At 73.6% G+C, this 25,847-nt stretch carries 29 protein-coding genes and 2 riboswitches; of the genes, 12 read left to right on the top strand and 17 right to left on the bottom strand.

Features of this window, described 5'->3' with window-relative positions:
* The coding region (locus tag ACFQ11_RS11365; protein WP_378298039.1) for a hypothetical protein at window positions 1-904 on the bottom strand (904 nt) is incomplete at its 3' end.
* Between the two features lie 63 nt (window positions 905-967).
* On the opposite strand from ACFQ11_RS11365, the gene cds1 reads away from it, so the two are divergent.
* Window positions 968-2,113, top strand: coding sequence for an L-cysteine desulfhydrase Cds1 (gene cds1, locus ACFQ11_RS11360; RefSeq protein WP_378298037.1), 1,146 nt, complete (start codon window positions 968-970; stop codon window positions 2,111-2,113).
* On the opposite strand, the gene ACFQ11_RS11355 is transcribed toward cds1, so the two are convergent.
* Window positions 2,106-3,404, bottom strand: coding sequence for a M50 family metallopeptidase (locus tag ACFQ11_RS11355; RefSeq protein WP_378298036.1), 1,299 nt, complete (start codon window positions 3,402-3,404; stop codon window positions 2,106-2,108). The genes cds1 and ACFQ11_RS11355 overlap by 8 nt on opposite strands.
* Before the next feature lie 240 nt (window positions 3,405-3,644).
* Window positions 3,645-3,740: riboswitch (glycine riboswitch) on the top strand.
* Window positions 3,741-3,744: 4 nt separating this feature from the next.
* Window positions 3,745-3,855: riboswitch (glycine riboswitch) on the top strand.
* A gap of 74 nt (window positions 3,856-3,929) precedes the next feature.
* On the opposite strand from ACFQ11_RS11355, the gene gcvT reads away from it, so the two are divergent.
* The 5 genes from gcvT to ACFQ11_RS11330 are packed head-to-tail and all read left to right on the top strand — an operon-like array spanning window position 3,930 to window position 8,330.
* Complete coding sequence (gene gcvT / locus ACFQ11_RS11350; protein WP_378298034.1) at window positions 3,930-5,024, top strand: glycine cleavage system aminomethyltransferase GcvT; 1,095 nt, start codon at window positions 3,930-3,932, stop codon at window positions 5,022-5,024.
* Between the two features lie 16 nt (window positions 5,025-5,040).
* A complete protein-coding gene (gene gcvH / locus ACFQ11_RS11345; protein ID WP_378298032.1) occupies window positions 5,041-5,445 on the top strand; it encodes a glycine cleavage system protein GcvH in 405 nt (134 codons plus the stop codon).
* On the top strand, window positions 5,442-6,704 hold the full coding sequence (locus tag ACFQ11_RS11340) for a serine hydroxymethyltransferase (protein ID WP_378298030.1): 1,263 nt from the start codon (window positions 5,442-5,444) through the stop codon (window positions 6,702-6,704). The genes gcvH and ACFQ11_RS11340 overlap by 4 nt, the downstream gene beginning before the upstream one ends.
* Before the next feature lie 54 nt (window positions 6,705-6,758).
* Window positions 6,759-8,132 (top strand): L-serine ammonia-lyase, encoded by a 1,374-nt coding sequence (locus ACFQ11_RS11335; protein ID WP_378298028.1) that lies wholly within the window; start codon window positions 6,759-6,761, stop codon window positions 8,130-8,132.
* A 33-nt stretch (window positions 8,133-8,165) separates the two neighbouring features.
* Entirely contained in the window at window positions 8,166-8,330 is a 165-nt protein-coding gene (locus tag ACFQ11_RS11330) for a hypothetical protein (RefSeq protein WP_378298026.1), read from the top strand.
* A 289-nt stretch (window positions 8,331-8,619) separates the two neighbouring features.
* On the opposite strand, the gene amaP is transcribed toward ACFQ11_RS11330, so the two are convergent.
* The 9 genes from amaP to ACFQ11_RS11285 all read right to left on the bottom strand — a co-directional run bounded on the left by amaP (window position 8,620) and on the right by ACFQ11_RS11285 (window position 14,138).
* Window positions 8,620-9,192, bottom strand: coding sequence for an alkaline shock response membrane anchor protein AmaP (gene amaP / locus ACFQ11_RS11325; RefSeq protein ID WP_378298024.1), 573 nt, complete (start codon window positions 9,190-9,192; stop codon window positions 8,620-8,622).
* Window positions 9,192-9,806, bottom strand: coding sequence for a DUF6286 domain-containing protein (locus ACFQ11_RS11320; protein ID WP_378298023.1), 615 nt, complete (start codon window positions 9,804-9,806; stop codon window positions 9,192-9,194). Before ACFQ11_RS11320 ends, amaP begins: the two co-directional genes overlap by 1 nt.
* Entirely contained in the window at window positions 9,803-10,210 is a 408-nt protein-coding gene (locus ACFQ11_RS11315) for an Asp23/Gls24 family envelope stress response protein (protein WP_378298022.1), read from the bottom strand. Before ACFQ11_RS11315 ends, ACFQ11_RS11320 begins: the two co-directional genes overlap by 4 nt.
* On the bottom strand, window positions 10,207-10,407 hold the full coding sequence (locus ACFQ11_RS11310; protein WP_378298020.1) for a hypothetical protein: 201 nt from the start codon (window positions 10,405-10,407) through the stop codon (window positions 10,207-10,209). Before ACFQ11_RS11310 ends, ACFQ11_RS11315 begins: the two co-directional genes overlap by 4 nt.
* 13 nt (window positions 10,408-10,420) lie before the next feature.
* Window positions 10,421-10,783, bottom strand: a complete 363-nt coding sequence (locus ACFQ11_RS11305) for a hypothetical protein (protein ID WP_378298019.1) — start codon at window positions 10,781-10,783, stop codon at window positions 10,421-10,423.
* The gene (locus tag ACFQ11_RS11300; protein ID WP_378298017.1) at window positions 10,780-11,280 is read right to left on the bottom strand and encodes an Asp23/Gls24 family envelope stress response protein; all 501 of its coding nucleotides are present in this window, start codon (window positions 11,278-11,280) and stop codon (window positions 10,780-10,782) included. The genes ACFQ11_RS11305 and ACFQ11_RS11300 overlap by 4 nt, the downstream gene beginning before the upstream one ends.
* A gap of 176 nt (window positions 11,281-11,456) precedes the next feature.
* Window positions 11,457-11,621 (bottom strand): hypothetical protein, encoded by a 165-nt coding sequence (locus ACFQ11_RS11295; protein ID WP_378298014.1) that lies wholly within the window; start codon window positions 11,619-11,621, stop codon window positions 11,457-11,459.
* Between the two features lie 76 nt (window positions 11,622-11,697).
* A complete protein-coding gene (locus ACFQ11_RS11290) occupies window positions 11,698-12,399 on the bottom strand; it encodes a response regulator (RefSeq protein ID WP_378298012.1) in 702 nt (233 codons plus the stop codon).
* The gene (locus ACFQ11_RS11285) at window positions 12,396-14,138 is read right to left on the bottom strand and encodes a sensor histidine kinase (RefSeq protein WP_378298010.1); all 1,743 of its coding nucleotides are present in this window, start codon (window positions 14,136-14,138) and stop codon (window positions 12,396-12,398) included. The genes ACFQ11_RS11290 and ACFQ11_RS11285 overlap by 4 nt, the downstream gene beginning before the upstream one ends.
* Window positions 14,139-14,221: 83 nt before the next feature.
* On the opposite strand from ACFQ11_RS11285, the gene ACFQ11_RS11280 reads away from it, so the two are divergent.
* Entirely contained in the window at window positions 14,222-15,634 is a 1,413-nt protein-coding gene (locus ACFQ11_RS11280; RefSeq protein WP_378298008.1) for a cation:dicarboxylate symporter family transporter, read from the top strand.
* Between the two features lie 4 nt (window positions 15,635-15,638).
* Here the strand turns inward: ACFQ11_RS11280 and ACFQ11_RS11275 are convergent, their stop codons facing one another.
* The 5 genes from ACFQ11_RS11275 to purU form a co-directional block, all read right to left on the bottom strand.
* A complete protein-coding gene (locus ACFQ11_RS11275; RefSeq protein ID WP_378298006.1) occupies window positions 15,639-16,946 on the bottom strand; it encodes a cytochrome P450 in 1,308 nt (435 codons plus the stop codon).
* A gap of 83 nt (window positions 16,947-17,029) precedes the next feature.
* Window positions 17,030-17,596, bottom strand: coding sequence for a TetR/AcrR family transcriptional regulator (locus ACFQ11_RS11270; protein ID WP_378298004.1), 567 nt, complete (start codon window positions 17,594-17,596; stop codon window positions 17,030-17,032).
* 79 nt (window positions 17,597-17,675) lie between these two features.
* Complete coding sequence (locus ACFQ11_RS11265) at window positions 17,676-18,227, bottom strand: hypothetical protein (RefSeq protein WP_378298002.1); 552 nt, start codon at window positions 18,225-18,227, stop codon at window positions 17,676-17,678.
* A gap of 10 nt (window positions 18,228-18,237) precedes the next feature.
* Window positions 18,238-18,852, bottom strand: a complete 615-nt coding sequence (locus ACFQ11_RS11260) for a DUF6286 domain-containing protein (protein ID WP_378298000.1) — start codon at window positions 18,850-18,852, stop codon at window positions 18,238-18,240.
* Between the two features lie 136 nt (window positions 18,853-18,988).
* Window positions 18,989-19,837, bottom strand: a complete 849-nt coding sequence (purU, locus tag ACFQ11_RS11255) for a formyltetrahydrofolate deformylase (RefSeq protein ID WP_378297998.1) — start codon at window positions 19,835-19,837, stop codon at window positions 18,989-18,991.
* Between the two features lie 265 nt (window positions 19,838-20,102).
* On the opposite strand from purU, the gene ACFQ11_RS11250 reads away from it, so the two are divergent.
* The 5 genes from ACFQ11_RS11250 (at window position 20,103) to ACFQ11_RS11230 (ending at window position 25,444) form a co-directional block, all read left to right on the top strand.
* Window positions 20,103-21,239 (top strand): winged helix DNA-binding domain-containing protein, encoded by a 1,137-nt coding sequence (locus ACFQ11_RS11250; RefSeq protein WP_378297996.1) that lies wholly within the window; start codon window positions 20,103-20,105, stop codon window positions 21,237-21,239.
* A gap of 34 nt (window positions 21,240-21,273) precedes the next feature.
* Window positions 21,274-22,206 carry a CE1 family esterase gene (locus tag ACFQ11_RS11245; RefSeq protein WP_378297994.1) on the top strand — a complete coding sequence of 311 codons (933 nt, stop codon included), beginning with the start codon at window positions 21,274-21,276 and terminating at the stop codon, window positions 22,204-22,206.
* A gap of 87 nt (window positions 22,207-22,293) precedes the next feature.
* Complete coding sequence (locus ACFQ11_RS11240; protein ID WP_378297992.1) at window positions 22,294-23,475, top strand: amino acid deaminase/aldolase; 1,182 nt, start codon at window positions 22,294-22,296, stop codon at window positions 23,473-23,475.
* A 21-nt stretch (window positions 23,476-23,496) separates the two neighbouring features.
* Window positions 23,497-24,168, top strand: a complete 672-nt coding sequence (locus ACFQ11_RS11235; RefSeq protein WP_378297990.1) for an SIMPL domain-containing protein — start codon at window positions 23,497-23,499, stop codon at window positions 24,166-24,168.
* Window positions 24,169-24,172: 4 nt separating this feature from the next.
* Entirely contained in the window at window positions 24,173-25,444 is a 1,272-nt protein-coding gene (locus ACFQ11_RS11230; protein WP_378297988.1) for a family 4 glycosyl hydrolase, read from the top strand.
* A gap of 62 nt (window positions 25,445-25,506) precedes the next feature.
* Here the strand turns inward: ACFQ11_RS11230 and ACFQ11_RS11225 are convergent, their stop codons facing one another.
* A complete protein-coding gene (locus ACFQ11_RS11225) occupies window positions 25,507-25,818 on the bottom strand; it encodes a DUF3618 domain-containing protein (protein ID WP_378297986.1) in 312 nt (103 codons plus the stop codon).
* Window positions 25,819-25,847 lie beyond the last annotated feature (29 nt).

The following is a 25,847-nucleotide window of genomic DNA, read 5'->3' as shown; positions in this document are numbered from 1 at the left end:
CCCGCAGCCGGGGCGTCGTGCGGGTCCGGACGCGCGAGACCGTGCGGCGCTGGGCGCGGGCGGCGGCGCGCCGCCGTGCGCGGGCGAGCCTGCGGCGGCGGGCGCGTTCGGCGGTGTTGCGGCGGTGCCGCAGTTCGGGCGGGATGAGGTCGTGGCGTCCGGCGATGAACTCCTGCACCCAGATCTTGCCGCGGATGAGGGGGCGGCGGATCCGCTTCTCGCGGTTGACGGCGCGGGCGTACTTGCGGGAGTCGACGTCGTATCGCCAGCGGGACCACGGGGAGCCCGGACGGGCGACGCGGACGGCGCCGACGAGCAGCAGCGCGGGCACGAAGAGGCCGATGAGGCCCGTCCAGATCTTGCCCTTGAGGAGCGTCAGCGTCGCGAAGACCAGGTTGATCGCGAGGGACGCGACGTAGAACCCGGAGATGAGCTCGACCTGGACTCCGGGGACGGACGGGAGCGGCGAACTCTCCACGCCGAGCGGGTTGACGCCGAGCAGGAGCAGGCCGGTGACGGCGATCGCGACGAACACGGCGTCGACGGACGCGCGGCCCTTCTCCGTCCAGTAGACGTCGCTGAGGTGCAGGATCAGCGCGAACTCGTCGAGGACGAGCGCGGACCCCATGCCGAAGACGACGGCGGCGGCGAGGTCGAACCCGACGCGGCCGTCCGGGACGGCGAGGCTCGCGACGCCGCCGAGCAGCATGAGGACGACGCCGAACACGACGTGGTGGATGTGGACGTCGCCCGCCTTGACGTTGCGGAACCACCAGCGGACGTTCGCGCGGATCAGCCGCACGTTCACCCGGGTGAGGACGAACGTGACGATGAACGCGACGAAGAAGCCGAACAGCGGCAGGCGGCCGGTGTCGACGATGCGTTCCTCGAACAAATGGATCATGAGCCCCCCGTGGGCTCCATGATGCCCGGTGACTTGCACCGTTATCGTGGGAACCTGCCGATCATGGACGTTCGAGGGGGAGCCGTGGGCGGGATCGTGGAGCGGTGCGACCCCGGCGGGCGCGCCTGGATCGCCGAGGCGATCCGGCTGGTGGAGGCGGACGCGAACCGCAGCGCGGACACGCACCTGCACGTGTTCCCGCTGCCGCCCGAATGGGGCATCGACCTGTACATGAAGGACGAGTCGGTGCATCCGACCGGGTCGCTGAAGCACCGGCTCGCGCGGTCGCTGTTCCTGTACGGGCTGGCGAACGGGTGGATCACCCGCGACACGACGATCATCGAGGCGTCCAGCGGGTCGACGGCGGTGTCGGAGGCGTACTTCGCGCGGCTGCTGGGGCTGCCGTTCGTCGCGGTGATGCCGGCGTCGACGAGCCCGGAGAAGATCTCGCTGATCGAGTTCCACGGCGGCCGCTGCCATCTGGTGGACGAGCCGGGCGCGATCTACGACGAGTCGCGGCGGCTCGCGGCCGAGTGCGGCGGCCACTTCATGGACCAGTTCACGTTCGCCGAGCGGGCGACGGACTGGCGCGGCAACAACAACATCGCCGAGTCGATCTTCGAGCAGCTGCGGCTGGAGCGGTTCCCCGAGCCGTCCTGGGTGGTGGTGGGCGCCGGGACGGGCGGGACGTCCGCGACGATCGGCCGCTACGTCCGGTACCGGCGGTTCCAGACGCGGCTCGCGGTGGTCGATCCGGAGGGGTCGGCGTTCTTCGGCTCGTTCCAGGACCAGGACCCCGGACGGACGGCGTCCGGTTCGCGCATCGAGGGCATCGGGCGCCCGCGCGTCGAGCCGTCCTTCCTGCCGACGGTGATCGACCGGATGATCCGGGTGCCGGACGCGGCGTCGATCGCGGCGATGCGGTGGACGAGCGCGGTCGGCGGCCGGAGCGTGGGCGGTTCGACGGGCACGAACATGTGGGGCGTGGTGCGGCTGATCGCGGAGATGCGGGCGCGGGGGGAGCGCGGCAGCGTGGTGACGCTGATCTGCGACGGCGGCGAGCGCTACACGGGGACGTACGGTTCGGACGCGTGGCTGCGCACGCAGGGGCTCGACATCGCGCCGTACATGGCGGCGCTGGAGACGTTCCTCGCGACCGGCGTGCTCCCGGACGTCGAACCGGACGGGCCGGGCGGCGGCGTCACATGAGCCGGATCGGGTTCACCAGGTCGGCGTAGATCAGCAGGCCGCCCATGACGATCAGCACGATCGCCATCGCGTACGTGACGGGCAGCGCCTTGGCGATGTCCACGTAGCCGGGGTCGGGCCTGCGGAAGATCTTCGCGAAGAACTTCTTGACCGCCTCCAGCAGGGCGCCGGCGATGTGGCCGCCGTCCAGCGGGAGCAGCGGGACGAGGTTGAACAGCCCGACCGCGAGGTTCAGCGAACCGAGCAGCATGACGAAGTAGGAGACCTTCTCCTGCCCGGTGAGCGCGTCGGACGCGGCGACCTCGCCGCCGAACCGGCTGACGCCGACGACGCCGACCGGCCCGTTCGGGTCGCGTTCCTCGCCGCCGAACGCCGCCTCCCACACGCCGACCATCTTCTGCGGCATGTGGAGCAGCGCCTCGACGGTCCGGCCGGTGAGGTCGGTCATGTGCTCGGCGACGGCCCCGGGCCCCTGCCGTTCGAGCTCGCGGACGGGGGTGATGCCGAGGAAGCCGACGGTGACGACCTTGTCCGGGTCGTCCAGGCTCTGCAACCGGTTCTGCGTGATCGGGACGTCCAGCCGCATGCTCTCGCCGTCGCGCTCGATCATCACCGGGACGGTCTTGTTCGCCGAGTCGCGGATCAGCAGCTGGAGCTGCTCGTAGTCCTCGATGCGAGTGCCGCCGAAGGAGACCACGCGGTCGCCGGCCTGCAGCCCGGCCTGCCGCGCCGGGGTGGGCGTGGCGTCGGCGGGGCAGGTGTCGACCTCCGCGGCCTGGCTCGTCGGGATGATGCAGTCGGAGACCTGATGGATGACGGGCTTGCTCACGTACGTGCCGAGGCCCATGATCAGGATCCCGAAGAACACCACCGCGAGCAGCAGGTTCATCGCGGGCCCGCCGAACATGATCAGCAGCTTCTGCCACCAGGGCTTGACGTAGAAGACGCGGTCCTCGTCGCCGGGCCGGACCTCCTCCAGGGCCGCGCCGCGCGCCGACTCGATCAGTCCCTGCCACGGGCCGGTGCTGATCTGCCGGATCTGGCCGGGCTTGTCGCCCTTGCGGGGCGGGAGCATCCCGATCATCCGGATGTAGCCGCCGAGCGGGATCCACTTGATGCCGTACTCGGTCTCGCCCTTGCGCCGGGACCACAGCGTGGGGCCGAAACCGACCATGAACTGGGTGGTGCGCACCTTGAACAGCTTGGCGAAGGAGAAGTGTCCCAGTTCGTGCAGGGCGATGGACGCCATCAGGCCGAAGAAAAGGATCAGTACGCCGGCCAGCCAGCCCATGCGTCACGCCCTCCGGTCGTCCGCACCCCCGCCCGGCGGGGTGATCTCCAGGAACCAACTCAGCGTACGTCATGCGGCGGGCCGTCCGGATGCCCCGGGAATCCGCCCCTGGGAGCGGACAGCGCGGGTCGGGAAGGCGATGGGGGCGTGCGCGAGGAAGTTCTCCACCGACCCGCCCGCCGGCCGGCCCCGGGGCTGGTCGAGGCGGCGACGCCGCTGCTAGCCTGACGCGAAAGCCGTTCATCCCGTGCGGGAGAGTCCCCGGCAGCCGGCCCGGGACGCCGAAGGAGCAAATCCTCCCCGGAACCTCTCAGGCCCATGGACCGCACGGGCCAGGCGACCTCTGGAAAGCGGGGACCCCGGTCCCCCGCCGAAGGTGAAAGCCCGCGGCGCGCGGCGTCCGCTCGGACGTCCGGCCGCGGGTGAAACTCTCAGGCGCCGATGACAGAGGGGGAGGCACCGAGACGCCCGGTGCGCGAGTGGGACGATGGACCACGTCGCGCCCGTGACGAAGGAGCCGAACCGATGTCCGCCGATCCCAACGCGAAGAGAACGCCGCTGCACGACGTCCACACGGACCTCGGCGCGCACCTCGTCGACTTCGCCGGGTACATGATGCCGCTGCGCTACGCCGGCGAGACGGCCGAGCACCGCGCCGTCCGCACCGGCGCCGGGCTGTTCGACCTGTCCCACATGGGGGAGATCTTCCTCGCCGGGCCGGGCGCCGGGGAGGCCCTCGACCACGCGCTCGTCGGGAACCTGTCGCCGATGAAGGTCGGCAAGGCCCGCTACACGATGATCTGCGCGCCCGACGGCGGCGTCCTCGACGATCTGATCGTGTACCGGCTCGCGGACGAGACGTGGATGGTCGTCGCGAACGCCGCGAACGCGGACGTCGTCCACGACGCGCTCGTCGAGCGGGCGCGCGGGTTCGACGCGGCCGTCGAGGACCGGTCCGCCGCGTACGCGCTCGTCGCGCTCCAGGGCCCGCGCGCGCAGGGGATCCTCGAGCGCTTCACCGGCGCGCCGCTGGACGACCTCAGGTACTACGCCGTGCTGGCGGCCGAGGTGGCGGGCGTCGACGCGCTCGTCGCCCGCACCGGCTACACGGGCGAGGACGGCTTCGAGCTGTTCGTCGACGCGGGCGACGCCGAGCGGCTGTGGCGGGAGCTGGCGGCCGTGGACGGCGTCGTCCCGTGCGGCCTCGCGGCGCGCGACAGCCTCCGGCTGGAGGCGGGGATGCCGCTGTACGGCAACGAGCTGACGGCCGAGACCACCCCGTTCGAAGCCGGGCTGGGCCGTGTCGTCAAACTGGACAAGCCCGTCGATTTCGTCGGGAAGAACGCCCTGGCGGCGCAGGCGCAGACCCCCGCGGGCCGTAGGCTCGTGGGACTGGTGGCGCGGGGGCGTCGCGCGCCCCGCAAGGGGTATGCGGTCGTCACGTCCGACGGCGCTCCGTGCGGCGTCGTGACGAGCGGCGCGCCGTCGCCCACACTGGGCAAGCCGATCGCCATGGCGTACCTCGACACCGGTGTCGAGGAGTCCGATCTGGCCGTGGACGTCCGCGGCCGGACCGAACCGGTCGACGTGGTCGCCCTGCCGTTCTACAAGCGTCCTTGAAAGAGAGAGCAACAACGTGAGCGTTCCGGAGCAGCTCCGCTACAGCGAGGAGCACGAGTGGGTGGCCGGCCTCGACAGCGCCGGGCAGGCGCCCGAGGACGGCATCGTCACGGTCGGGATCACGGCCCACGCCGCCGAGGCCCTCGGTGAGATCGTCTACCTCGAGCTGCAGCCGTCCGAGGGCGACACCGTCGAGGCGGGCGAGCCCTGCGGCGAGGTGGAGTCGACCAAGTCGGTCAGCGACCTGTACTCCCCGGTCAGCGGCGAGATCACGGCGATCAACACGAGCGTGGTGGACGAGCCGAGCGTGATCAACGACGACCCGTACGGGGAGGGCTGGATCTTCAAGGTGCGCATCTCCGAGGAGCCGGGCGACCTGCTGGACTCGGCCGCCTACGACAAGCTCGTCGAGGAGGCGTGACGGTGTCGCTCTACGCTTCGCTGGCCGAGGCCGACCCGCAGGTCGCCGAGGCCGTCGGCGCCGAGCTGCGGCGCCAGCAGTCGACGCTGGAGATGATCGCGTCGGAGAACTTCGCGCCGACGTCGGTGCTGGAGGCGCAGGGGTCGGTCCTCACCAACAAGTACGCCGAGGGCTACCCGGGGCGCCGGTACTACGGCGGCTGCGAGTACGTGGACGTCACCGAGCAGCTCGCGATCGACCGCGCCACGGAGCTGTTCGGCGCCGAGCACGCGAACGTCCAGCCGCACAGCGGCGCGCAGGCCAACACGGCCGTGTACTTCGCGCTGCTTCAGCACGGCGACACGATCCTCGGGCTGGACCTCGCGCACGGCGGGCACCTCACCCACGGGATGCGGCTGAACTACTCCGGCAAGGTGCTGAACGTGGTGCCCTACCACGTGCGCGCGGACGACGGCCGGGTCGACATGGACGAGGTGGCCTCGCTGGCCGCCGAGCACCGGCCGAAGATGATCGTGGCGGGCTGGTCGGCGTACCCGCGGCAGCTCGACTTCGCGGCGTTCCGGGAGATCGCCGACTCCGTCGGGGCCCTGCTCATGGTCGACATGGCGCACTTCGCGGGCCTCGTCGCGGCGGGCCTGCACCCCTCGCCCGTCCCGCACGCGGACATCGTCACGACGACGACGCACAAGACGCTGGGCGGGCCGCGCGGCGGGCTGATCCTGTCCCGCGAGGAGTACGGCAAGAAGATCAACTCGGCGGTGTTCCCCGGCATGCAGGGCGGGCCGCTGGAGCACGTGATCGCCGCGAAGGCGGTGGCGCTGAAGATCGCCGGTTCGGACGAGTTCCGCGCGCGGCAGTCGCGCACCGTCGAGGGCGCGAAGATCCTCGCCGAGCGCCTCCTCGCCGAGGACTCGGCGAAGGCCGGTGTGAAGGTGCTGACCGGCGGCACGGACGTCCACCTGGTCCTGGTCGACCTCGTGGACTCGGAGCTGACCGGGCGGGACGCCGAGGACCGGCTGCACGACATCGGGATCACCGTCAACCGGAACGCGGTCCCGAACGACCCGCGCCCGCCGATGGTGACGTCCGGGCTGCGGATCGGCACCCCGGCGCTGGCCACGCGCGGGTTCACGACGGAGGACTTCGCCGAGGTCGCCGACGTGATCGCGCTGGCGCTGCAGCCGTCGTTCGACCGGGACGCGCTGGCCGCGCGGGTGAAGACCCTCGCGGACCGGCACCCGCTGTATCCGAACCTCTAGATCGCCGTTCCCCGCCGGGCCCGCGCGGCCCGGCGGGGAACGCGGGGGGCATCCATGGCCATCAGCGTTTTCGACCTGTTCAAGATCGGCATCGGCCCCTCCTCCTCGCACACCGGCGGCCCGATGGCGGCCGCGCACCGGTTCGCCCGGGGCCTGGACCGGGACGGGCTGCTGGAGAAGACCGCGTCCGTGCGGGCCGTCCTGTACGGGTCGCTGGGCCTCACGGGCAAGGGGCACGGCAGCGACAAGGCCGTGATCCTCGGCTTGCAGGGGGACAAGCCCGAGACCGTGGACGTCGACACCGCCGACGAGCGCGTCGCGGACGTCCGCGCCCGCGGGACGCTCCGGCTGTTCGGCGACCGCGACGTCCCGTTCGAGGTCGGGGAGCACCTGGTGTTCGAGCGGAAGGAGTCGCTGCCCGGGCACCCGAACGGGATGCGGTTCGCCGCGTTCGACGACGCGGGGAACGAGCTGCGCGCGAAGGTGTACTACTCGGTCGGCGGCGGGTTCATCGTGGACGAGAACGCCACCGGCGCCGACCGCATCAAGCCGGACGACACGGTCCTGCCGCACCGTTTCGACACGGCCGCCGAGCTGCTGGAGCGCTGCGCGGAGACGGGCCTGTCGGTGTCGGGCCTCATGCTGGAGAACGAGCGCGCGTTCGGCCGTTCGACCGCCGAGATCCGCGCGCGGCTCCTCGAGCTGTGGGACGTCATGCGCGCGTGCGTCGAGCGGGGCTGCGGCCGCGAGGGGCTGCTCCCCGGCGGGCTGAAGGTCCGCCGCCGCGCACCGCAGCTCCACCGGCAGCTCATGGCGGAGAAGCCCGCCGATCCCCTGCACGCGATGGACTGGGTGACGCTGTTCGCCCTCGCCGTGAACGAGGAGAACGCGGCGGGCGGCCGGATCGTCACCGCCCCGACGAACGGGGCCGCGGGCATCATCCCGGCCGTCCTGCACTACTACGACCGGTTCGTCCCCGGCCGGGACGACGACGGGGTCGTCCGGTTCATGCTGGCCGCCGGGGCGATGGGCGTGCTGTTCAAGCAGAACGCGTCCATCTCCGGCGCGGAGGTGGGCTGCCAGGGCGAGGTCGGTTCGGCCTGCTCGATGGCCGCCGCCGGGCTCACCGAGGTCCTCGGCGGGACGCCCGAGCAGGTGGAGAACGCGGCCGAGATCGGCATCGAGCACAACCTCGGCCTCACGTGCGACCCGGTGGGCGGGCTCGTCCAGGTGCCGTGCATCGAGCGCAACGCGGTCGGCGCCATCAAGGCCATCAGCGCGGCCCGCATCGCGCTGCGCGGCGACGGCCGCCACTTCGTCACCCTCGACAAGGCGATCAAGACGATGCGCGACACCGGCCGCGACATGCTCGACAAGTACAAGGAGACGTCCCGCGGCGGCCTCGCCGTCAACGTCATCGAATGCTGACGGAGCGTGCAGCCCGCTCGGCAGCGTCCCGGCATGGTCACTCGCGGCGTCGACCTCCCCGGCGAACTCGACGCCAGGCTGGTCGAGATCGCGGCGGCCGACGCTGTCTCGACCAACACCGTGATCGTCCGCGCGGTCGCGGAGTTCCTCGCGCGCCGCGATCGGAGGGTCGCCTCCGGCGAAGCCGCGGACTCGTGACGACACACGGAAAGGCCCGGGAGCCGCGGTGGAAATGGGAAGTGCCGCAACCCCCGGGCCGGCGGGCCGCTCAGTGGAAGGGGCCCATGCCGTGATCCGTGTGTTCCCTCCATACGTCGAAGAGCCCCTCTGCGGAGCCGCCCGTGCGTGGGTGGTGGGACAAGCGCGCCTCCTTCTGCTCTCGACGTCAAGTTCTCTATTCGGACATTAGTCGCGTATCCGACACCGTCGTCCCAACGGCGTTCCAAAGCGCCGTCAAGCCTTCGGACGACGCGTTCAGACAACGCGTTCAGACAACGGTCGTGGGTTCGTCCTTCGCCACCAGGCGCAGGCGGACGACCGTCGGGACTGTGTCGCGTTCGAGGGCGGCGCACAGGCGCGGGACGCCCTCCTCCTGGATGCGGCGGCGCAGGTCGGCGGCGTCGGCGCGGTGCCCGTAGGTGACGTTGAGGCGCAGCTCGGGGTCACGGGACGAGCCGAGCAGGCGGGCGCGGACCCGGCGGACGCCCGGATACCGCTCGATCTCCCGCTCCAGGGCCCCGGTGACGGCCTTCGCGGACAGGCTCGTCCTCCCGCCGTCCGGGTCGGGCTCCATCGCGAGTTCGGGGACGCGGCGGGTGCGGACCTGGCCGATCAGCCACAGCACTCCGAGAAGCGCGAGGACGACGGCCGCGGCCGCGATCGCGGGCCAGAACCACGCGTTGTCCTCGGCGAACCGCCGGACGTCCGGGGAGAGCACCCGCGTCGTCTCGTCGCCGAACAGGCCCGCGCCGCGGGCGAGGCCCGCCCCGCCGGCGGCGAGCAGGACGACGCCCAGCAGGATGAGGCCGGTGCGGTTCGCGCGGGCGGGATGCCGGTCCATCAGTCTCCTTCGGCTCTGAGCCGGACCTTGACCGCGCGGGGCGGGAACGGCCGGAGCCGGTCCAGCCGCTCCTGGACGGCCGTCGCGACGCCCTGCCCGAGGCCCTCGGGGTCGTGCACGGGGGTCTCGGCGCGGACCTGCACCTTGCGGCGGCGCAGCTTCACCTTGCGGACGCGCGAGACGCCCGGGGCGTCCTCGGCCGCGGCGGCCGCCGCGCGCTTCAGCCCGCGCCGGTTCACGCCCATCACCACGTTCGGGTCGTCGCCCTGCAGCGGGACCATGCGGGTGCGGCCCGGCAGCAGGCCCGCGAGCAGGAAGATCAGGCCGAGCGCGGCGAGCGCGGCGGTGATGCCGAGGACCTTCGGGTCGTTCCAGGCCGCGTCCGAGACCCGCTCGTACGGGACCAGGTGCCAGGGCCGGTCGAGCAGGCCGGTGATCACCTCGATGGCGGTGAGGACGGCGGCGGCGGTCAGCAGGACCGCGGCGAGCGTCGCCATCCGGACCCGCCGTGACCGGAACGCGTGCCGGGCGGCGCGGTCGGCCTTGCGGGCCCGGGCGGCCCGATCCGCGTGCCCGGTACGGGCCGGACGGACGTGCCCCGCGTGCGTCGTCATCGGACCGTCCTCTCGCGCGCGGGCGGCTGGTCCAGCTCCGCGACGTCCACGTCCACCTGCCGGACCGTCAGCCCGGTCAGCGCCTCGACCCGTTCGCGCACGTTGTCGCGGACGCGGCGGGCCGTCTCGCGCACCGGCATCGGGTACGTCACCGACAGCGCGACCCGCGCGGTGACGATGTCGCCGTCCACGCGGACCTCGGTGCGGGCGGCGCGGCGCCCGGGGACGGACACCCCGAGCAGCGAGCGGCCGAGCCCGCCGGACTCCTCGACCTCGCCGGCGGCGCGGGCTACGATCCGCGCGACGGCCCGGTCGCTGATCCGCGTCTCGCCCCGTTCACCGGACGGCGCGTCCTCCCGGGCGTCCTCCCGGGCGTCCTCCCCGGCGTCCGGCGGCGCGGTCATCGCGGCCGCTTCCCGGCGTTCATCGAGAAGAGCTGCCGGATGTCCAGCTCGCCCTCGATGGCGCGGCCGATCAGGAAGCCGAACGCGCCCAGCAGCAGCACGATGAAGAACGCGCCGAAGCCGCCGAACGCGCCCGCGAACCCGAGCGCGATGCCGAACGCCAGGCCGACCAGCGGCCACAGCAGTCTCATGTCCATCCGGATCTCCCCCTCAGCCTTCGGCCAGGTCCCCGATCAGCACGTCGACCGCGCGCCCCTCGCACAGCGGACGGACGAGCCCGCGGACGTCCTCGGCGACCGACGGCAGCGGGCGGCCGTACCGGGCGACGATCCCGACCTCGACCGTGCCGGCGCGGACGGCGACGCCCGCGAACGGCGCGCCCCGCCGGTAGGTCGCGACGCGGCCGTGCGGCCCGGCCGTCAGCGCCGTGACGTCGTCGCAGGTCAGCACCCGTTCGGCGATCCGCTCGGCGAGGACCTCGGCCGGCGACGGCTCGACCGGCGCGGCCGCCGCGGCGGCCTGCACCGCCGGTGCGGCGCGGGGCCGCTCCGGCGCGTTCGTCCACGTGATCATCGGACCCGCGGCTCCTCGGGCTGCCGGTCCTTGTCCTCGTCCTCGTCCTCGAGGTGCACATCGTCGACGGAGATGTTGACCTCGACGACCTCCAGGCCGCACATGTGCTCGATCTCGTTACTGACGTTCCGGCGGATCGCGTTCCCCAGGTCCGGGATGGAGACGCCGTACTCGACGACGACGTCGATGTCCACGGCGGCCTGCCGTTCCCCGACCTGCACCTGCACGCCCTGCGTGGTGTCGCCGGACATGCCGGGCATCCGTTCCCGCATCGAGCCGAGCGCGCGGCTCATCCCGGCGCCCATCGCGTAGACGCCGCCGACCTGCCGGGCGGCCATCGACGCGATCTTCGCGACCACCACGTCGGCGATCGCCGTCTTGCCGCCCTGCGTGACCAGCTCGCTGCCACCCGAGTCGGACCGTCGCGACTGCTGCTGCGGCGGCTTGTGCATGGTCCCGGTCGCGCCCTGGCCCGTGCGCCCGTCGTCCTGACTCACGACGTCCCCCCAATGCATCGGTAACGCCAGGGTGATGCTCGCCACGGCCCAGAAAAACCGCCAAAATGGACAAAGATCAAGTCAACGACGCTTTGCCCCGGCATGCGAAGGGGCCGGTGGCACCCCACCGGCCCCGCCACGAGAACGCCTTCACCGAGCCCGCCCGGCGAGCCCGCCTATCCCTTGAACATCGCGCGCATCTTGCGCGCGGCGTCGCCCGGCTTCGGCGCCGCGCCCTTGCGGTGCTGCGCGGCGTCCCGCGCGGGCGCCCGCTCCTCGCCCTCGGCCGCGGCGTCGCGGGCCGTCTCGCCCTGGGTCCTGCGCTCGGTCTTGTCGTTCACGTCACCCACGACAACTCCCCCGATGTCGTTGCACTGACGAACCTTCGTCCCAGTGGTACCCCGAGTCGCGCCCGTTCTACCCGGCGGCCTGAGCGCGCTCCGGGTAGAAGCGCACCTCGGGGCGTCCGACCTGCCCGTAGTGGGGGCGGCGCGCGGCCAGCCCGTTGTCGGCGAGGTACTCCAGGTAGCGGCGCGCGGTGACGCGGGAGACCCCGGTCAGATCGGCGACGGCCGCGGCCGACAGCCCGTCCGCCGCCCCGCTCAGCGCCGCGCTGACCCGCTCCAGCGTGTCGCCGCTCATCCCCTTCGGCAGCGCCGGCCGCCCCGGGGTGCGGAGCGCGGCGAGCATCCCGTCCACGTCGGCCTGTCCCGCGACCTGCCCGTCCCGCGCCGTCTGGTCGCGGAACCGCGCGTACCGTTCGAGCCGCTCCCGCAGCGACGCGAACGTGAACGGTTTCAGCAGGTACTGGACGATCCCGGACGACACCGCCGACCGGATGACGGTCAGGTCCCGCGCGGACGTGACGGCGATGACGTCCACGTCGCGGCCCTCGGCCCGCAGCGCCCGGCACACGGTGAGCCCGTGCGTGTCGGGCAGGTAGAAGTCCAGCAGGACGACGTCGACGGGCTCGCGGCGGCAGAACCGCAGCGCGTCCGCGCCCGAGTGGACCACGCCGGCCACCGCGAACCCCGGCACCCGCTCCACGTAGACGCGGTGCGCCTCCGCCGCGACGCGCTCGTCCTCCACCACCAGCACCCGGATCGGCGTGCCGCTCATCGCACCGTCTCCTCCGTCCGTTCGCCGACCGGCAGCCGGACGGTGAACTCCGCCCCGCCCTCCGCGCCGTCCCGCTCCGCGCCCGCTTCGGCACTCCCGGCGCCCACTTCGATGCTCCCGCCGTTCCGGCGCACCGCCTGCCCGACCAGCGCGAGCCCGAGACCGTGCCCGACCGCGTCGTCGCCGGCGTCCCGTCCGCCGGTGCCCTTCGTCGTCCAGCCGCGCCGGAACATGTCCGGGACTGCCGCCGGGTCGACGCCCGGGCCGCTGTCGGCGACCGTCAGCACGAGCGCGTCCGGCTCGGCCCGCACGGTGACCGTCACCCGGGGCCGCCGCCGGCCGGCCCCGGCGATCGCCGCGTCCACCGCGTTGTCGATCAGGTTGCCGAGGATCGTGACGAGGTCGCGCGGCTCGACGCCGCCCGCCGCGCCGTCCAGCGCCGACCCGCCGCCGAGTTCGAGCTCGACGCCGCGTTCGGCGGCCTCGGCCGACTTGCCGAGCAGCAGCGCCGCCAGCACCGGTTCGCGCACCGCGCCGACGACCCGGTCGGTGAGCCGCTGCGCCGCCGCCAGCTCCGACGTCGCGAACTCCACGGCCTGCTCCGGACGGCCGAGTTCGACCAGCGACACCACTGTATGCAGGCGGTTCGCGGCTTCGTGCGCCTGCGACCGCAGCGACTCGGCGAATCCGCGCACGCTGTCCAGCTCGCCGGCCAGCCCCTGCAGCTCGGTGTGGTCCCGCAGCGTCACGACGTTCCCCATGTACGCGCGCCCCCTCGCCCGGTCCCCGGAGCGGACGGGCGAGGTGTTCACGACCAGGACGCGCGTGTCCCCCACGTGGATCTCGTCCGAGCGGGGTCCGGGCGACACGAGCGCCGCGGCCAGCGCGTCCGGCAGCCCGAGACCGGCGGCGGGACGGCCGCGCACGTCGCCGGGCGGCGGCAGCCCGAGCAGGTCGCGGGCCGCGTCGTTGCACAGGACGACCCGTCCGGCCCGGTCGGTCAGCAGCAGCCCCTCCCGGACGGCGTGCAGGATCGCCTCGTAGTAGTCGAACATCTCGCGCAGCTCGCGGGGCGCGGCGCCGCGCGTCTGGCGGCGCAGCCGCGCCGAGATCAGCCAGCTCCCGGCGATCCCGGCGCCCAGCACCGCGGCCGCCACCAGGCCGAGCGACACGACCCGCTCCTCGAACTCCGCGGCGATCTCCCGGACGGTGATGCCCGCCGCGACCAGCGCCACCACGCGGCCCCGTTCGCCGGGCGCGGCGTCGCCGAACACGGGCGCGACCGTCCGGACGGACGGGCCGAGGGTGCCGGTGTAGGTCTCGCTGAACGTCCGGCCGGCGAGCGCGGGGCCGGTGTTGCCGACGAACCGGCCGCCGATCCGCGCGGGGTCCGGGTGGGTGTGGCGGACGCCGTCCGGCGTCATGATCGTGATGAAGTCGATCCCGGTGTCGTGCCTGATCAGCTCCGTGTAGGGCTGGAGGACGGACGTCGGGTCCGGCCGTTGGAGCGCGGCGCGCAGGCCCGGGGAGTCGGCGATGCTCTCCGCCACCGCCGTGACGGTCTGCTCCGCGCGGTCGTGCGCGGCGCGCCGCGCGTCCAGTCCGGCCAGGGCGGTGCCGACGACGAGCAGGCCGACGACGACGGCCTGCAGCACGAGCAGCCGCCGCGCCAGGCTCCAGCGCCCGAACGACGCCGCGGCCAGCGCCTTCACCTTCCGCAGACCTCCGGTCTCCGACACGTGAACGAAATGTACACAAAAGTGACTGGGGTCACAGGCCGCGCGCATAGTGGGCCCGCCGGACGAGCAGAGGAGACGGAACGTTGACCGCCACCCCCACCCCAGCGGGCCGCGAGCGCGGGGACCGCATGCACTACCTGTATCTCGCGGTCATCGCGGCCGTGATCGCCGGCGTGGCCGTCGGGATCGCCGCGCCGGAATTCGCGCTCGAACTGAAGCCGATCGGCGAGGCCTTCGTCAAACTGATCAAGATGATGATCGCGCCGGTCATCTTCTGCACGATCGTGCTCGGCGTCGGCTCGGTCGCCCGCGCGGCCAGCGTCGGCAAGGTCGGCGTCATCACCCTCGGCTACTTCCTGCTGATGTCGACGTTCGCGCTGACGATCGGCCTGGTCGTCGGCAACATGCTGCACCCGGGCGAGAACATGCGCCTCGACCCGTCGAGCGTGTCGTCGGCGCACGAGCAGGCCGAGGGCGGCGAGGGCACCGCCGACTTCCTGCTCGGCGTCATCCCCGACACGCTCGTGTCGGCGCTGACCACGGGCGAGGTGCTGCAGACGCTCCTGGTCGCCCTCCTGGTCGGTTTCGCGCTGCAGCGGCTCGGCCCGGCGGGCGCCCCGATCCTGCGGGGCGTCGAGCACCTCCAGAAGCTGGTCTTCCGCGTGCTCGCGATGATCATGTGGGCGGCGCCGGTCGGCGCGTTCGGCGCGATCGCCGCGGTCGTCGGCTCCAGCGGCTGGGACGCGCTGCGCAGCCTCGCCGTCATCATGGTCGGCTTCTACATCACCTGCGTGGTGTTCGTCTTCGTGATCCTCGGGGCGGTGCTGTGGCTGGTCGCCCGGATCAACGTGTTCGCGCTGCTGCGCTACCTCGCCCGCGAGTTCCTGCTGATCCTGTCGACGTCCTCCTCGGAGTCGGCGCTGCCCCGCCTCATCGCGAAGATGGAGCACCTCGGGATCAGCCGCCCGGTCGTCGGCATCACCGTCCCGACCGGCTACTCGTTCAACCTCGACGGCACCGCCATCTACCTGACCATGGCGACGCTGTTCATCGCGTCCGCGCAGGACCAGCCGCTGTCGGTCGGCGAGCAGATCCCGCTCCTGCTCTTCATGATCATCGCCTCGAAGGGCGCCGCGGGCGTCACCGGCGCCGGGCTCGCCACCCTCGCCGGCGGCCTCCAGTCGCACAGGCCCGAGCTCGTGGACGGCGTCGGCTTCATCGTCGGCATCGACCGCTTCATGTCGGAGGCCCGCGCCCTCACCAACTTCGCGGGCAACGCCGTCGCGACCGTCGTCATCGGCATCTGGACCCGCGAGTTCGACCGGGACAAGGCCCGCCGCGTCCTCGCGGGCGACGACCCGTTCGACGAGGCGACGATGCTGGACGACCACCACGGCGGCGGCACCGGCGGCGACAGCGGCGGCGGCACCGGCGCCGACCGGGCGGACGGCGCGGCCGGGCGGGAACCGGCGTCCGCCGGCACCGCCGCGCCCTGACCCCTCAGACCGCGGCGGGCTCCCGGGGGGCCAGCGAGGTGACGGTCGCCGGGAGCCCGCCGCGGGGGCGCATCGCGGTCAGGCCGGTGGGGCGCGGGTCCCGCCGGTCCGGCCGCAGCGTCGCGCGGGCGAGCAGCCGCGCGAGCATCACGGTCAGCTCGGTGGTCGCCATGGCGGAGCCGATGCAGCGGTGGGGGCCGCCGCCGAACGGGACGAACTCGTGCGGCCCCGGCCGCGGGCCGTCCGTCCAGCGTTCGGGGCGGAACGCGAGCGGTTCGGGCCACACCTCCGGCAGCCGGTGCGTGACGTACGGGCTGTAGATCACCATCGAGCCCGCGCGGACGCGGTGACCGGCGAACTCGAAGTCGGCGGCGACCTTGCGGGCGCTGACCGGGCCGGGCGGGCGGAGCCGCAGCGTCTCGTGGACGACGCCGTCGAGGTAGGGCATCCGCCGCAGCGCCTCGGCCGTCGGAGGGCCGGCCGCCGCGACCTCGGCGGCCGCGCGCTCCCACACGCCGTCCTCGGTCATCAGCGCGTGGACGGCCCACGCCATGGCGGCGGACGTGGTGTCGTACCCGGCGGCGATCAGGTTGATCGCCTGGTCGCGGACCTCCACGTCGCCGAGCCCCGACCCCTCCTCGTTCCGGCCGTGCACGAGGGTCGCGAGCACGTGGTCGTCCTCGTCGGCCGCACCGCGCCGAAGCCGGTCGATCTCGGCGAAGACGCGCGCGTCGGCGACCCGCCGCGCGGCCATCGCGCGGCGCCAGGCGGGCGTGCGCAGCCGCCGGTGGGCGCGCAGGGCCTGCGGCATCCGGTCGATCATCTCCAGCATCGGCTGCAGGCCGTCGCCGACGAGCCGCGCGTCCGCCGCCAGCCGCCGCCCGAACAGCGCCTCGATGGTGCTGCGCCGGATCGCCGCCCGGAACTCGGCGTAGACGTCGACCCGCTCGCCGTCGGCCCAGCCGTCGAGGACGCGGTCGGCGTTCTCCGCCATGGTCCGCACGTAGCGATCGATCTGCCGGTGGTGCAGGGCGGGCCGGACGAGCGCGCGGCGGCGGCGGTGGTCCTCGCCGTCGCTCACGATCAGCGAGGTCTCGCCGTTGACGGGGACGAGGCTCTCGAACGCCTCCCGGTTGCGGAAGAGGTGCTGGTTGCCGAACACGAACCTGTTGGCGTCCGGTCCGAGCAGGTACACGTACCCGGCGCGCCCGGTGCCGAGCCGGAACACCGGCCCGTGCCGTTCGTACAGCGTGATGAGAGCGTCGTAGCGGCGCAGCGCCAGGTCGGCGAGCGCCCGTGCCTGCTGGAACACGGCCACCTCCCGGTTTCGCTACAAATGTAGCGAACCCATGCTACAACCGGCGCGGACGCCGCCCGAGCGGGCCGGGTCCGGGTTCAGCGCAGGAGGGTCGCGACGGCCGCCTCGGCCGCCCGGACCAGCCACGCCCGGTCGGCCGGGCCGTAGAAGGGACGGGCCAGGGCCTCGTAGAGGACGCCGTCGAGCTGCGCGACCAGCAGGCGGGCGGCGCGCTCGGGGTCGGGCACCCCCGCGTCGTTCAGCCCGGCCCGCGCGCGGTGCAGGAACCGCAGGCTCGCCCGCTCCAGATGCGGGCGCAGCTCCGGGCGGCGCGCCGCGTCGAGGTACAGCTCCAGCCGCGCCCGCGTCCGCTGCCGCGCCGGCCCGAGCCAGTACTCCAGCAGGTCGGCGAGCGCGGCCACCGCGTCGTCCGGTGCGCCGCCCGGCACGGGCTGGAGCCGGTCGAGGGCCGCCTCGTCCAGCTCGACGATCCGCTCCAGGACGGCCCCGAGCAGCGCCGACCGGGTGCGGTAGCAACTGCTCGCGCTGCCCGGCGGCAGTCCCGCCCGGGCGTCCACGGCGCGATGGGTCAGCCCGCGCAGCCCCTCGTCCGCGATCACCTCGATGGCCGCGTCCGCGGCGCGCACCGCGCGTGGTGTGCCCATGCGCCCCACAATGCCAGTCCCGGGCGGACCCCGCCGACACGACGGACGCGACGGACGCGACGGACCCGCCCGCCGGGCCTCAGGCCGTCTCCAGGCGCGGTCGGCGCCGGTCGGGGCGGGGGAAGGTCAGCCGGAACCGGATCACGGCGGGCAGGTCGGGCATCCCGACCGCCCGCCGGTACCGCTCCACGGGTCCGGCGCCCAGCTCCCCGTACACCTCGCCCAGCACGGCGTCGCCCGCGCACACCACCGTCATCCGCAGCCGCGGCCGGTGCACGCTCCCGGTCAGCCGGATCCGGACGTCCGCGACGCCCGGCAGGCTCCGCGCGTCCCGGTCGAGGTCGCCCGCGGCCGCCCGCGCGCGGTCGCGCGTCCGGGCGTCCAGGTCGGGCCGCCACTGCTGGACGGCCGACCGGAGCTGCATGATCAGCCATAGCTGCCCGCTCAGCGCCGCCGCCTCGGCGAGGCCCGTCAGCACCGGAAGGAACCAGAGGCTGTCGGTGGCGAACGCCACCAGCGCCGGATGGAAGGGCGGCGCGTCCGCCAGGCCGAAGGCGCCGCGCCCGAGGGCGAGCGCCGCGGCGCCGCAGCCCGCCAGGACGGCCCCGGTCGCCGTGATCGCGATCCGCATGCGTCTCCCCTCAGCCCCGGCGGTAGCCGACGCGGACGTCCACGGGCGGCCGCCGCATCGGCTCGATCGAGTCCAGCCGCTCGCCGACGGCGTCGGCGACGAGGTCCGCCAGGTTGGCGGGGTTGTGGTACGGCGTCTTGACCCGCACGACGATCCGCCGCCGCAGCACGCCGGGGCCGCGGACGCGCGCGCGTTCGATCCCGGGCACCCGCAGGGCCGCGACCGCGACCGCCCGCCGCAGGTAGCCGCGGCCGAGCCCGCCGACGAGCCGCGCGTCCGCCCCGGCGAGCGGGACGGCCCGCAGCCGTCCCGGCAGCCCGGCGAGGACGAGTGCGACCCCGAGCGCGGTGGTCGCGGCGGCCGCGGCCGTCACGGCCGGGTCGCTCCACGGGAGCCGGTGCAGGGCGTCCACGACGCGGTCGGCGCCGGGGATCGGATGGACTCCGGAGCCGAGCGCCGCCGCCAGCAGCTCGACGGCCGCGACGCCGCCGAGCGCGGTGAGCAGCAGCGCGGCGGTCAGCCCGGCGAACGCCCGGCGCGGCCGAAACTCGCGGACCGCCAGGCGCCGTGCCCGCCTCTCGTTCTGCGCTTCCCGAATCAGGTCCTTGACCAGCGTCTCGGTCACAGCCACCCCCGTGAGCCACATCGGACGTCGTTGCTCATCGTGACCGAAGAACACGGGGAGTGAAACACGCCATGCCGACATTTACGCACGTCAGCGCAAGATCACCGGACGTGGGGGGCGGATCGCCGCCCGGGCGTCAGCGGAAGACGACCGTCCGGTCGCCGTTGAGCAGGACGCGGTGCTCGGAGTGCCACCGGACGGCGCGGGCCAACGCGAGGCACTCGACGTCCCGTCCCACGGCGACGAGCTCCTCGGGGCTGTGGGTGTGGTCGACCCGCGCGACCTCCTGCTCGATGATCGGGCCCTCGTCCAGGTCGGCGGTGACGTAGTGCGCGGTCGCGCCGATCACCTTGACGCCACGCGCGTGCGCCTGGTGGTAGGGCCGGGCGCCCTTGAAGCTCGGCAGGAACGAGTGGTGGATGTTGATGATCTGCCCGGGGAGCTTGGCGCAGAAGTCGTCCGACAGGATCTGCATGTAGCGGGCGAGGACGACCAGGTCGGCGCGGTAGTGCTCGACCAGCGCGAGGATCTCGGCCTCCTGCGCGGGCTTGCCGCCGGACCCGGCCGGCAGGTGGTGGTAGTCGATCCCGTACGACTGGGTGAGCGGCCGCAGGTCGGGGTGGTTGGACGCGACCGCGACGACGTCGATGTCCAGCAGCCCGGACCGGTGGCGGAACAGCAGGTCGTTCAGGCAGTGCCCGCCCTTGGACACCATGATGAGCACGCGCGGCCTCTCGGCGAGGTCGTGCAGTTGCCACTCCAGCCCCAGCTCGGGCACGAGCGACGCGAACGCGCCGCGCAGCCCGTCCGGGTCGGTGTCGGGAAGCGCGGCGAACTGGACCCGCATGAAGAACGTGCCGGACTCGGGGTCGCCGAACTGCTGGCTCTCCACGATGTTGCACCCGCGCTCGGCGAGGAGCCCGGAGACCGCGGCGACGATTCCGGGCCGGTCGGGGCACGACAGGGTCAGGACGTATTGCTTCACGATCTCTCTCTCGCCACGATCCGGCTTTTCGGTCCCCGAGCTTACGCCGCCGAGCCCCGGTCCGGACGCCGGACCCGCAGGTCGCGGGCATGTTCGGGACCCGCGAGGACGGGACGGGCGGGTGCGGCGGCGCCGCCGCGCCGGGTTCGGCCCACCTTGCGGAAGAAGTCCCGCATGTCTCCCACGAGGCGGCCGGGGAAGCCGATTGTCAGAACAGAGCGTTCCGTTCTGGACATGGCGGGGCCGAAGCGACAGAATGGTCCACATGTCGCCGCTGCTCACCCTGCGCGCGCGCAACCGCGCGCTGCTGTCCCGCCAGATGCTCCTCGACCGGGCCTCGATCCCCGTGGTGGCGGCCGTCGAGCGGCTCGCCGGACTCCAGGCGCAGACGCCGCACTCCTGGTACGCCGGCCTGGGCGCGCGGCTGGACGGCGTGACGCCGGGCGACATCGCGGACCTGCTCGTCGACCGCGAACTCGTCCGGCTGGCGCTGATGCGGTCGACGATCCACCTGGTGAGCGCGCGGGACGCGCTGTGGCTGCGGCCGCTGATCCAGCCCGTCCTCGACCGGGACCTGTTCAAGAACTTCACGCACGGCAAGCCCGTCGAGGGCCTGGACATGGACGAGCTCGTCGCCGCCGCCCGTCCGCTGCTGGAGGCCGGGCCGCTGACGGGCGGGCGGCTCGGCGCGGCGCTCGCGGAGCACGGGCGCGCGGCCGGGTGGGGCGAGCGTCCGCCCGCGTCGCTGGCGTACGCGGCCCGCAACCGGATGGCGCTGGTGCAGGTGCCGCCGCGCGGCGTGTGGGGGAAGAGCGGGCCGATCGCGCACACCACCGCCGAGTCGTGGCTCGGGCGGCCGCTCGCCGCGGACGCCTCCCTCGAGGAACTGGTCCTGCGCTACCTCGCCGCGTTCGGCCCGGCGAGCGTGATGGACGTGCAGACGTGGTCGGGGCTCACGCGGCTGAAGGGCGTCGTGGAGGGGCTGCGGCCCCGGCTGGCGACGTTCACCGACGAGGCGAGCGGGCGCGAGCTGTTCGACCTGCCCGACGCCCCGCGCCCGGACCCCGCGACGCCCGCGCCGCCGCGCCTGCTGTACGACTTCGACAACCTGCTGCTGTCGCACGCCGACCGGTCGCTGGTGGTCACCGATGCCTACCGGGCGCAGAAGTACGCGAAGCGCCGGCCGATTCCCGGGATCGTGCTGCTCGACGGCTTCACGGGCGGCGAGTGGGAGCTCGCGCGGGACCGCGACGCGGCCGTCCTGACCGTCCGGACGTACGCGGAGCCGTCGGCGGCGGAGGCCGCGGGACTGGAGGCGGAGGCGCGGCGGATGCTCGACTTCGCCGCCGCGGACGCGGCGACGCGGGACGTGCGCCTCGCCCGCACTACTACCAGTGAGTAGTTTATTGCCGCCTTTTAGGGTTACTTTGCCTGCCATGCGGCGAATCCTGCTCGTGGCGGTGGCGATCTCCCTCCTGGTGGCGGGCTGCTCGGACGACGGAGGCGGCGGCGACCCCGGCAAGGGCGGGCGCCCGGCGAAGGTGGACGGGATCCCGACCGGCGCGGGCACGCACAAGCAGAAGCTGAAGGTCGACGCGTTCGGCCACCGCGAGTACCTGCTGCACGTCCCGCCGAAGGTCGCCGACGGCGCGTGGCGGGACGGCCGGCCCGCCGAGCCGCCCCCGCTCGTCCTCGCCCTGCACGGCGGGCTGGCGGACATGAACCGGGCCGAGGAGCGGACGGGCTTCAGCGGGCTCTCGGACGAGCACGGCTTCCTCGTCGCCTACCCCAACGGGTTCATGACCACGTGGAACGCGGGCGACTGCTGCGGCGCCGCGAAGATCGGCGGCATCGACGACGTGGAGTTCCTGTCCGAGCTGATCGGCAAGCTGACGGAGGCGGGGCTCGCCGACCCGGACCGGGTGTACGTGACCGGGTTCTCCAACGGCGCCGGGATGGCGTACAAGTTCGCGTGCCGCGAGCCGGGGAAGGTCGCGGCGATCGGCGCCGTGGAGGGGGCGCTCGTCACCGACTGCGAGCCGTCGGAACCGGTGTCGGCGATGATCGTGCACGGCACCGAGGACGCCAACGTCCCCTTCGACGGCGGCGGGGACCGCGACTTCAACGACAAGCGGCCCTTCCCGCCGGTGTCGCGGGCCGTCGACTTCTGGCGGAAGCGTGCGGGGCTGCCCGAACCGAAGGAGAAGGTCCCGGGCCTCGGCGAGAACGGGACGTGCACGAGCACCGGCAAGGGACCGGACGGGGTCGCGGTGACGTTCTGCAAGATCGTCGGCGGGACGCACGAGTGGCCGTCCGGCGCGAGCGAGCGGCTGTGGGAGTTCTTCGCCGACCACCCGCGCAAGGGCTGAGCAAGGGCCGATCAAGGGCTGACCAGCGTCCCGGACACGACGTGAGAGGTTTTCACATTTGTCGCCGGATGTGGCAATGTGGGCCCCATGAACCTCCGGGACCGCTACGACGCCGCGACGGCCGGATTCGAGGCGCCGTTCGCCGTCGTCGACCTCGCGGCCTTCCGCGCCAACGCCGCCGACCTCGTCCGCCGCGCCGCCGGCAAACCGATCCGGGTGGCGAGCAAGTCGGTCCGCTGCCGCGCGCTCCTGGAGGACGTCCTCGCGATGGACGGGTTCGCGGGGATCATGGCGTTCACCCTCCCCGAGGCGCTGTGGCTCGCCGCCGAGGGCCTCGGCGACGACATCCTCGTCGCCTACCCGACCGCCGACCGCACCGCCCTCGCCGAGCTCGCCGCGAGCGACGCCGCCCGCACCGTCACGCTCATGGTGGACTGCCCCGAACACCTCGACATGATCGAGCGGGCCGCCGGAGACCGCCGCATCCGCGTCTGCATCGACATCGACGCGTCGTACCGTCCGCTCGGCGGGCGGGTCCGGATCGGCGCGCTGCGCTCCCCGCTGCGCACCGCCGCCGAGGTCGCCGCGTTCGCCGAGGAGATCCTCAAGCGTCCCGCCCTCGACCTCGTGGGGCTGATGGCCTACGAGTCGCAGATCGCGGGCGTCGGCGACCGGCCGCCCGGACGGCCCGCGCGCGGCCGCGTCATCCGCGCCATGCAGCAGCGGTCCCGGCTGGAGCTCGCGCGGCGGCGCGCGGCGATCGTCCGGGCCGTCCGCGGCCTGACCGACCTGGAGTTCGTCAACGGCGGCGGCACCGGCAGCGTGGAGAAGACGGTCGCCGAGCGGGCCGTCACCGAGGTCGCGGCCGGGTCCGGTCTCTACCACCCGCACCTGTTCGACCAGTACTCCAACTTCACCGGACGGCCCGCCGCGCTGTTCGCCCTCCCCGTGGTGCGGCGCCCGGGGCCCGGCGTCGTGACCGTCCTCGGCGGCGGCTACCTCGCGTCCGGCCCCGGCGACCCGATCCGGCTGCCCGTCCCCCACCTGCCGACCGGCCTGTCGTACAACCCGGACGAGGGCGCCGGGGAGGTGCAGACGCCGCTGCTCGGACACGCCGCCGACCGGCTGCGGATCGGCGACCGCGTGTGGTTCCGGCACACCAAGGCGGGCGAGCTGTGCGAGCGGTTCGACACCGTCCACCTGATCGACGGCGACGGCTTCGTCCGCACCGTCCCGACCTATCGGGGCGAGGGCCGCACGTTCCTCTGAGGACGGGTTAGGTTGGCGGGTATGAGCGACGTACCCGTCATCAGTGTGCGCGGCGAGGCGGTGCTGGAGGTCGAGCCCGAGATCGCCCGGCTGTCGGTGCACGTCCAGTCGCAGGAGGACGACCGCCGCGGGGCGCTCGACCGGCTCGCCGAGCGCAACGACCGCTGCCTGGAACTCGTCCGCTCCTACGGCGACGCGGTCGAGCGGCTGGAGACCGGCGGCCTGTCGATCACCCCGCTGCTGCGGCACCGGCGCCGCGAGGGCGAGGTCCGCGCCTACCAGGGCACCGTGTGGATCAAGCTCGTGATCCGCGACTTCGCCGTCCTCGGCGAGCTCGTCGCCCGGCTCGGCGACCTCGAACGCACCTACGTCCACGGCCCCGACTGGGACCTGCGGCGCGACAGCGAGGTGTACGCGCGCGCCGCCCGGCAGGCCGCGCAGGAGGCCGTCGCCCGCGCCCGCAGCTACGCCGACGCCCTCGGCGCCCGCCTCACCGGGCTGCTCGAACTGTCCGACGAGGGCCTCGGCCGCGCCGACGCCGGCGGCCCGGTGCCGGTCCGGCTCGCCGCCGCGTACGGCGCCCCCGAGTCCGCCGGCGAACCCGAGCCGATCGACCTCGAACCCGCGCGGCAGACCGTCCGCGCCGCCGTCGAGGCCCGCTTCACCGCCACCGCCCCCGACCTGGACGCGTGACCGCGTGAAGATCGCCATCATCGGCGCGGGCAGCGGCTACATGCCGGGCGTGATCCGGGGCCTGCTGCACCGGGCCGGCGACCTCGCGGGCACCGAACTCGCCTGCCACGACATCGACGCCCCGCACCTGGACGTCATGACGCGCCTCGCACGGAACATGTTCGCCGCGCGCGGCGCGTCCTTCACCGTCACCGCGCACACCGGCCTCGAGGCGGCCCTCGACGGCGCCTCCTACGTGTTCACGACGTTCCGTCCCGGCGGGCTCGCGGCCCGGCACCTGGACGAGTCGATCCCGCTGAAGCACGGCGTCGTCGGGCAGGAGACCGCGGGCCCCGGCGGGTTCCTGATGGCCCTGCGCTCCGTGCCCGTCCTGCTGGAGATCGCGGGCGCCGCGCCGCCGGACGCGTGGATCGTCAACTACACGAACCCCACCAACATCGTCACCGACGCCGTCGCCCGGACGACCGGCGCGCGCGTCATCGGGCTCTGCGACCAGTTCGCCGGCGACACCGAGATGTGGGCCGGCCTCCTCGGCCTCCCCTTCGACCGTCTCGAAGCCGACTGGATCGGCCTCAACCACGCGACGTGGGCGTCGCGCGTCCGTCTCGACGGCACCGAACTCGACCTGCCGCGCCTCCTCGCCGACCTCGACGTCCCGGGCGGCGGCGCGACCCCGTGGCGCGACCCGTCCCGCATGGTGGAACTCGCGAAGGCCCTCGGGTTCCTCCCGAACTCCTACGCGAAGTACTACTTCTTCCACGACGACGTCGTCCGCGAACTCCGCGAGAAGGGCACCACGCGGGCGCAGGACATCCTCGCGATGCTCCCCGCCTACTACGAGCGGATCGACGCCGAGTCCCGCGCGCCCGACCCGGACCCGTCCCGCGAGCGCGGCGGCGGCGAGCACGGCGAGTTCGCCGTCGACGTCATCTGCGCCCTGCACCGCGACGAGAACCGCCGCATGATCGTCAACACCCGGAACGGCGGCGCCGTGTCGTCCCTCGACGACGACGCGATCGTCGAGACGCCCGCGCTCGTCGGCCGCTCCGGGCCCGTCCCGCTCACGATGGGCCCGCTGCCCGCGCCCGTCCGGGGGCTCACGCAGGCGATCCACGCCTACGAGCGGCTCGCGTCCGACGCGGCCGTCACCGGCGACCGCCGCACCGCCCTGCAGGCCCTCATGGCGCACCCGTTCGTCCGGTCCAAGCACACGGCCGAACGGATCCTCGACGAGGGCCTCGCCGCGCACCGCGCCCACCTGCCCCAGTTCGCCTGACGCAAGTCGGAGGCGCCGGCCCGCGTGCTGCGGACCGGCGCCTCGGGGGTTCGGGAGCGGGTTCAGCGGCGGCGCTTGCGGCTCCGGCGCCACAGGACCAGGGCGGTCAGCGCGACCGCCGCGCCGACCCCGGCCAGCACGACGCGCTGATCGAGCTGCCCGGGCTCGCCGTCCTCGCCCTCGGCGGGACGGACGAGCGAGCCCATCGCCTGCGCGACGATCCCGGCCTCCTCCTTCAGCCGCTCGGTCCCCCGCTGGGCCATGTGCTTCGGGTTGAGCCGGTCCGCGAGCTCGTCGATGTTGCGCGCGAGCTCCTCGCGGGTGCGCTCGATCTCCCGCTCCACTGCCTCCGGGTCGCGGCCCCTGTCAGCCATGCCGTGTCCTCACCATGTCGGTCGACGCA

The organism is Actinomadura sediminis (genome assembly GCF_042675525.1).
In the GTDB taxonomy this organism is placed as follows: Bacteria; Actinomycetota; Actinomycetes; order Streptosporangiales; family Streptosporangiaceae; genus Spirillospora; species Spirillospora sediminis.
Note: the sequence above shows the minus strand (reverse complement) of the source record. Positions and strands in the feature narration are given on the sequence as shown.

Excerpts from the sequence above, each read along its gene's own strand:
- ACFQ11_RS11270 (WP_378298004.1), bottom strand. The coding sequence starts at position 17,596 with ATGGGCACACCACGCGCGGTGCGCGCCGCGGACGCGGCCATCGAGGTG.
- ACFQ11_RS11305 (WP_378298019.1), bottom strand. The coding sequence starts at position 10,783 with ATGATCACGTGGACGAACGCGCCGGAGCGGCCCCGCGCCGCACCGGCG.
- ACFQ11_RS11225 (WP_378297986.1), bottom strand. The coding sequence starts at position 25,818 with ATGGCTGACAGGGGCCGCGACCCGGAGGCAGTGGAGCGGGAGATCGAG.
- ACFQ11_RS11335 (WP_378298028.1), top strand. The coding sequence starts at position 6,759 with ATGGCCATCAGCGTTTTCGACCTGTTCAAGATCGGCATCGGCCCCTCC.
- ACFQ11_RS11330 (WP_378298026.1), top strand. The coding sequence starts at position 8,166 with ATGGTCACTCGCGGCGTCGACCTCCCCGGCGAACTCGACGCCAGGCTG.
- ACFQ11_RS11265 (WP_378298002.1), bottom strand. The coding sequence starts at position 18,227 with ATGCGGATCGCGATCACGGCGACCGGGGCCGTCCTGGCGGGCTGCGGC.
- amaP (WP_378298024.1), bottom strand. The coding sequence starts at position 9,192 with ATGGACCGGCATCCCGCCCGCGCGAACCGCACCGGCCTCATCCTGCTG.
- ACFQ11_RS11315 (WP_378298022.1), bottom strand. The coding sequence starts at position 10,210 with ATGACCGCGCCGCCGGACGCCGGGGAGGACGCCCGGGAGGACGCCCGG.
- ACFQ11_RS11245 (WP_378297994.1), top strand. The coding sequence starts at position 21,274 with ATGCGGCGAATCCTGCTCGTGGCGGTGGCGATCTCCCTCCTGGTGGCG.
- ACFQ11_RS11355 (WP_378298036.1), bottom strand. The coding sequence starts at position 3,404 with ATGGGCTGGCTGGCCGGCGTACTGATCCTTTTCTTCGGCCTGATGGCG.
- ACFQ11_RS11290 (WP_378298012.1), bottom strand. The coding sequence starts at position 12,399 with ATGAGCGGCACGCCGATCCGGGTGCTGGTGGTGGAGGACGAGCGCGTC.
- ACFQ11_RS11240 (WP_378297992.1), top strand. The coding sequence starts at position 22,294 with ATGAACCTCCGGGACCGCTACGACGCCGCGACGGCCGGATTCGAGGCG.
- ACFQ11_RS11250 (WP_378297996.1), top strand. The coding sequence starts at position 20,103 with ATGTCGCCGCTGCTCACCCTGCGCGCGCGCAACCGCGCGCTGCTGTCC.
- gcvT (WP_378298034.1), top strand. The coding sequence starts at position 3,930 with ATGTCCGCCGATCCCAACGCGAAGAGAACGCCGCTGCACGACGTCCAC.
- ACFQ11_RS11235 (WP_378297990.1), top strand. The coding sequence starts at position 23,497 with ATGAGCGACGTACCCGTCATCAGTGTGCGCGGCGAGGCGGTGCTGGAG.
- cds1 (WP_378298037.1), top strand. The coding sequence starts at position 968 with ATGGACGTTCGAGGGGGAGCCGTGGGCGGGATCGTGGAGCGGTGCGAC.
- ACFQ11_RS11310 (WP_378298020.1), bottom strand. The coding sequence starts at position 10,407 with ATGGACATGAGACTGCTGTGGCCGCTGGTCGGCCTGGCGTTCGGCATC.
- ACFQ11_RS11320 (WP_378298023.1), bottom strand. The coding sequence starts at position 9,806 with ATGACGACGCACGCGGGGCACGTCCGTCCGGCCCGTACCGGGCACGCG.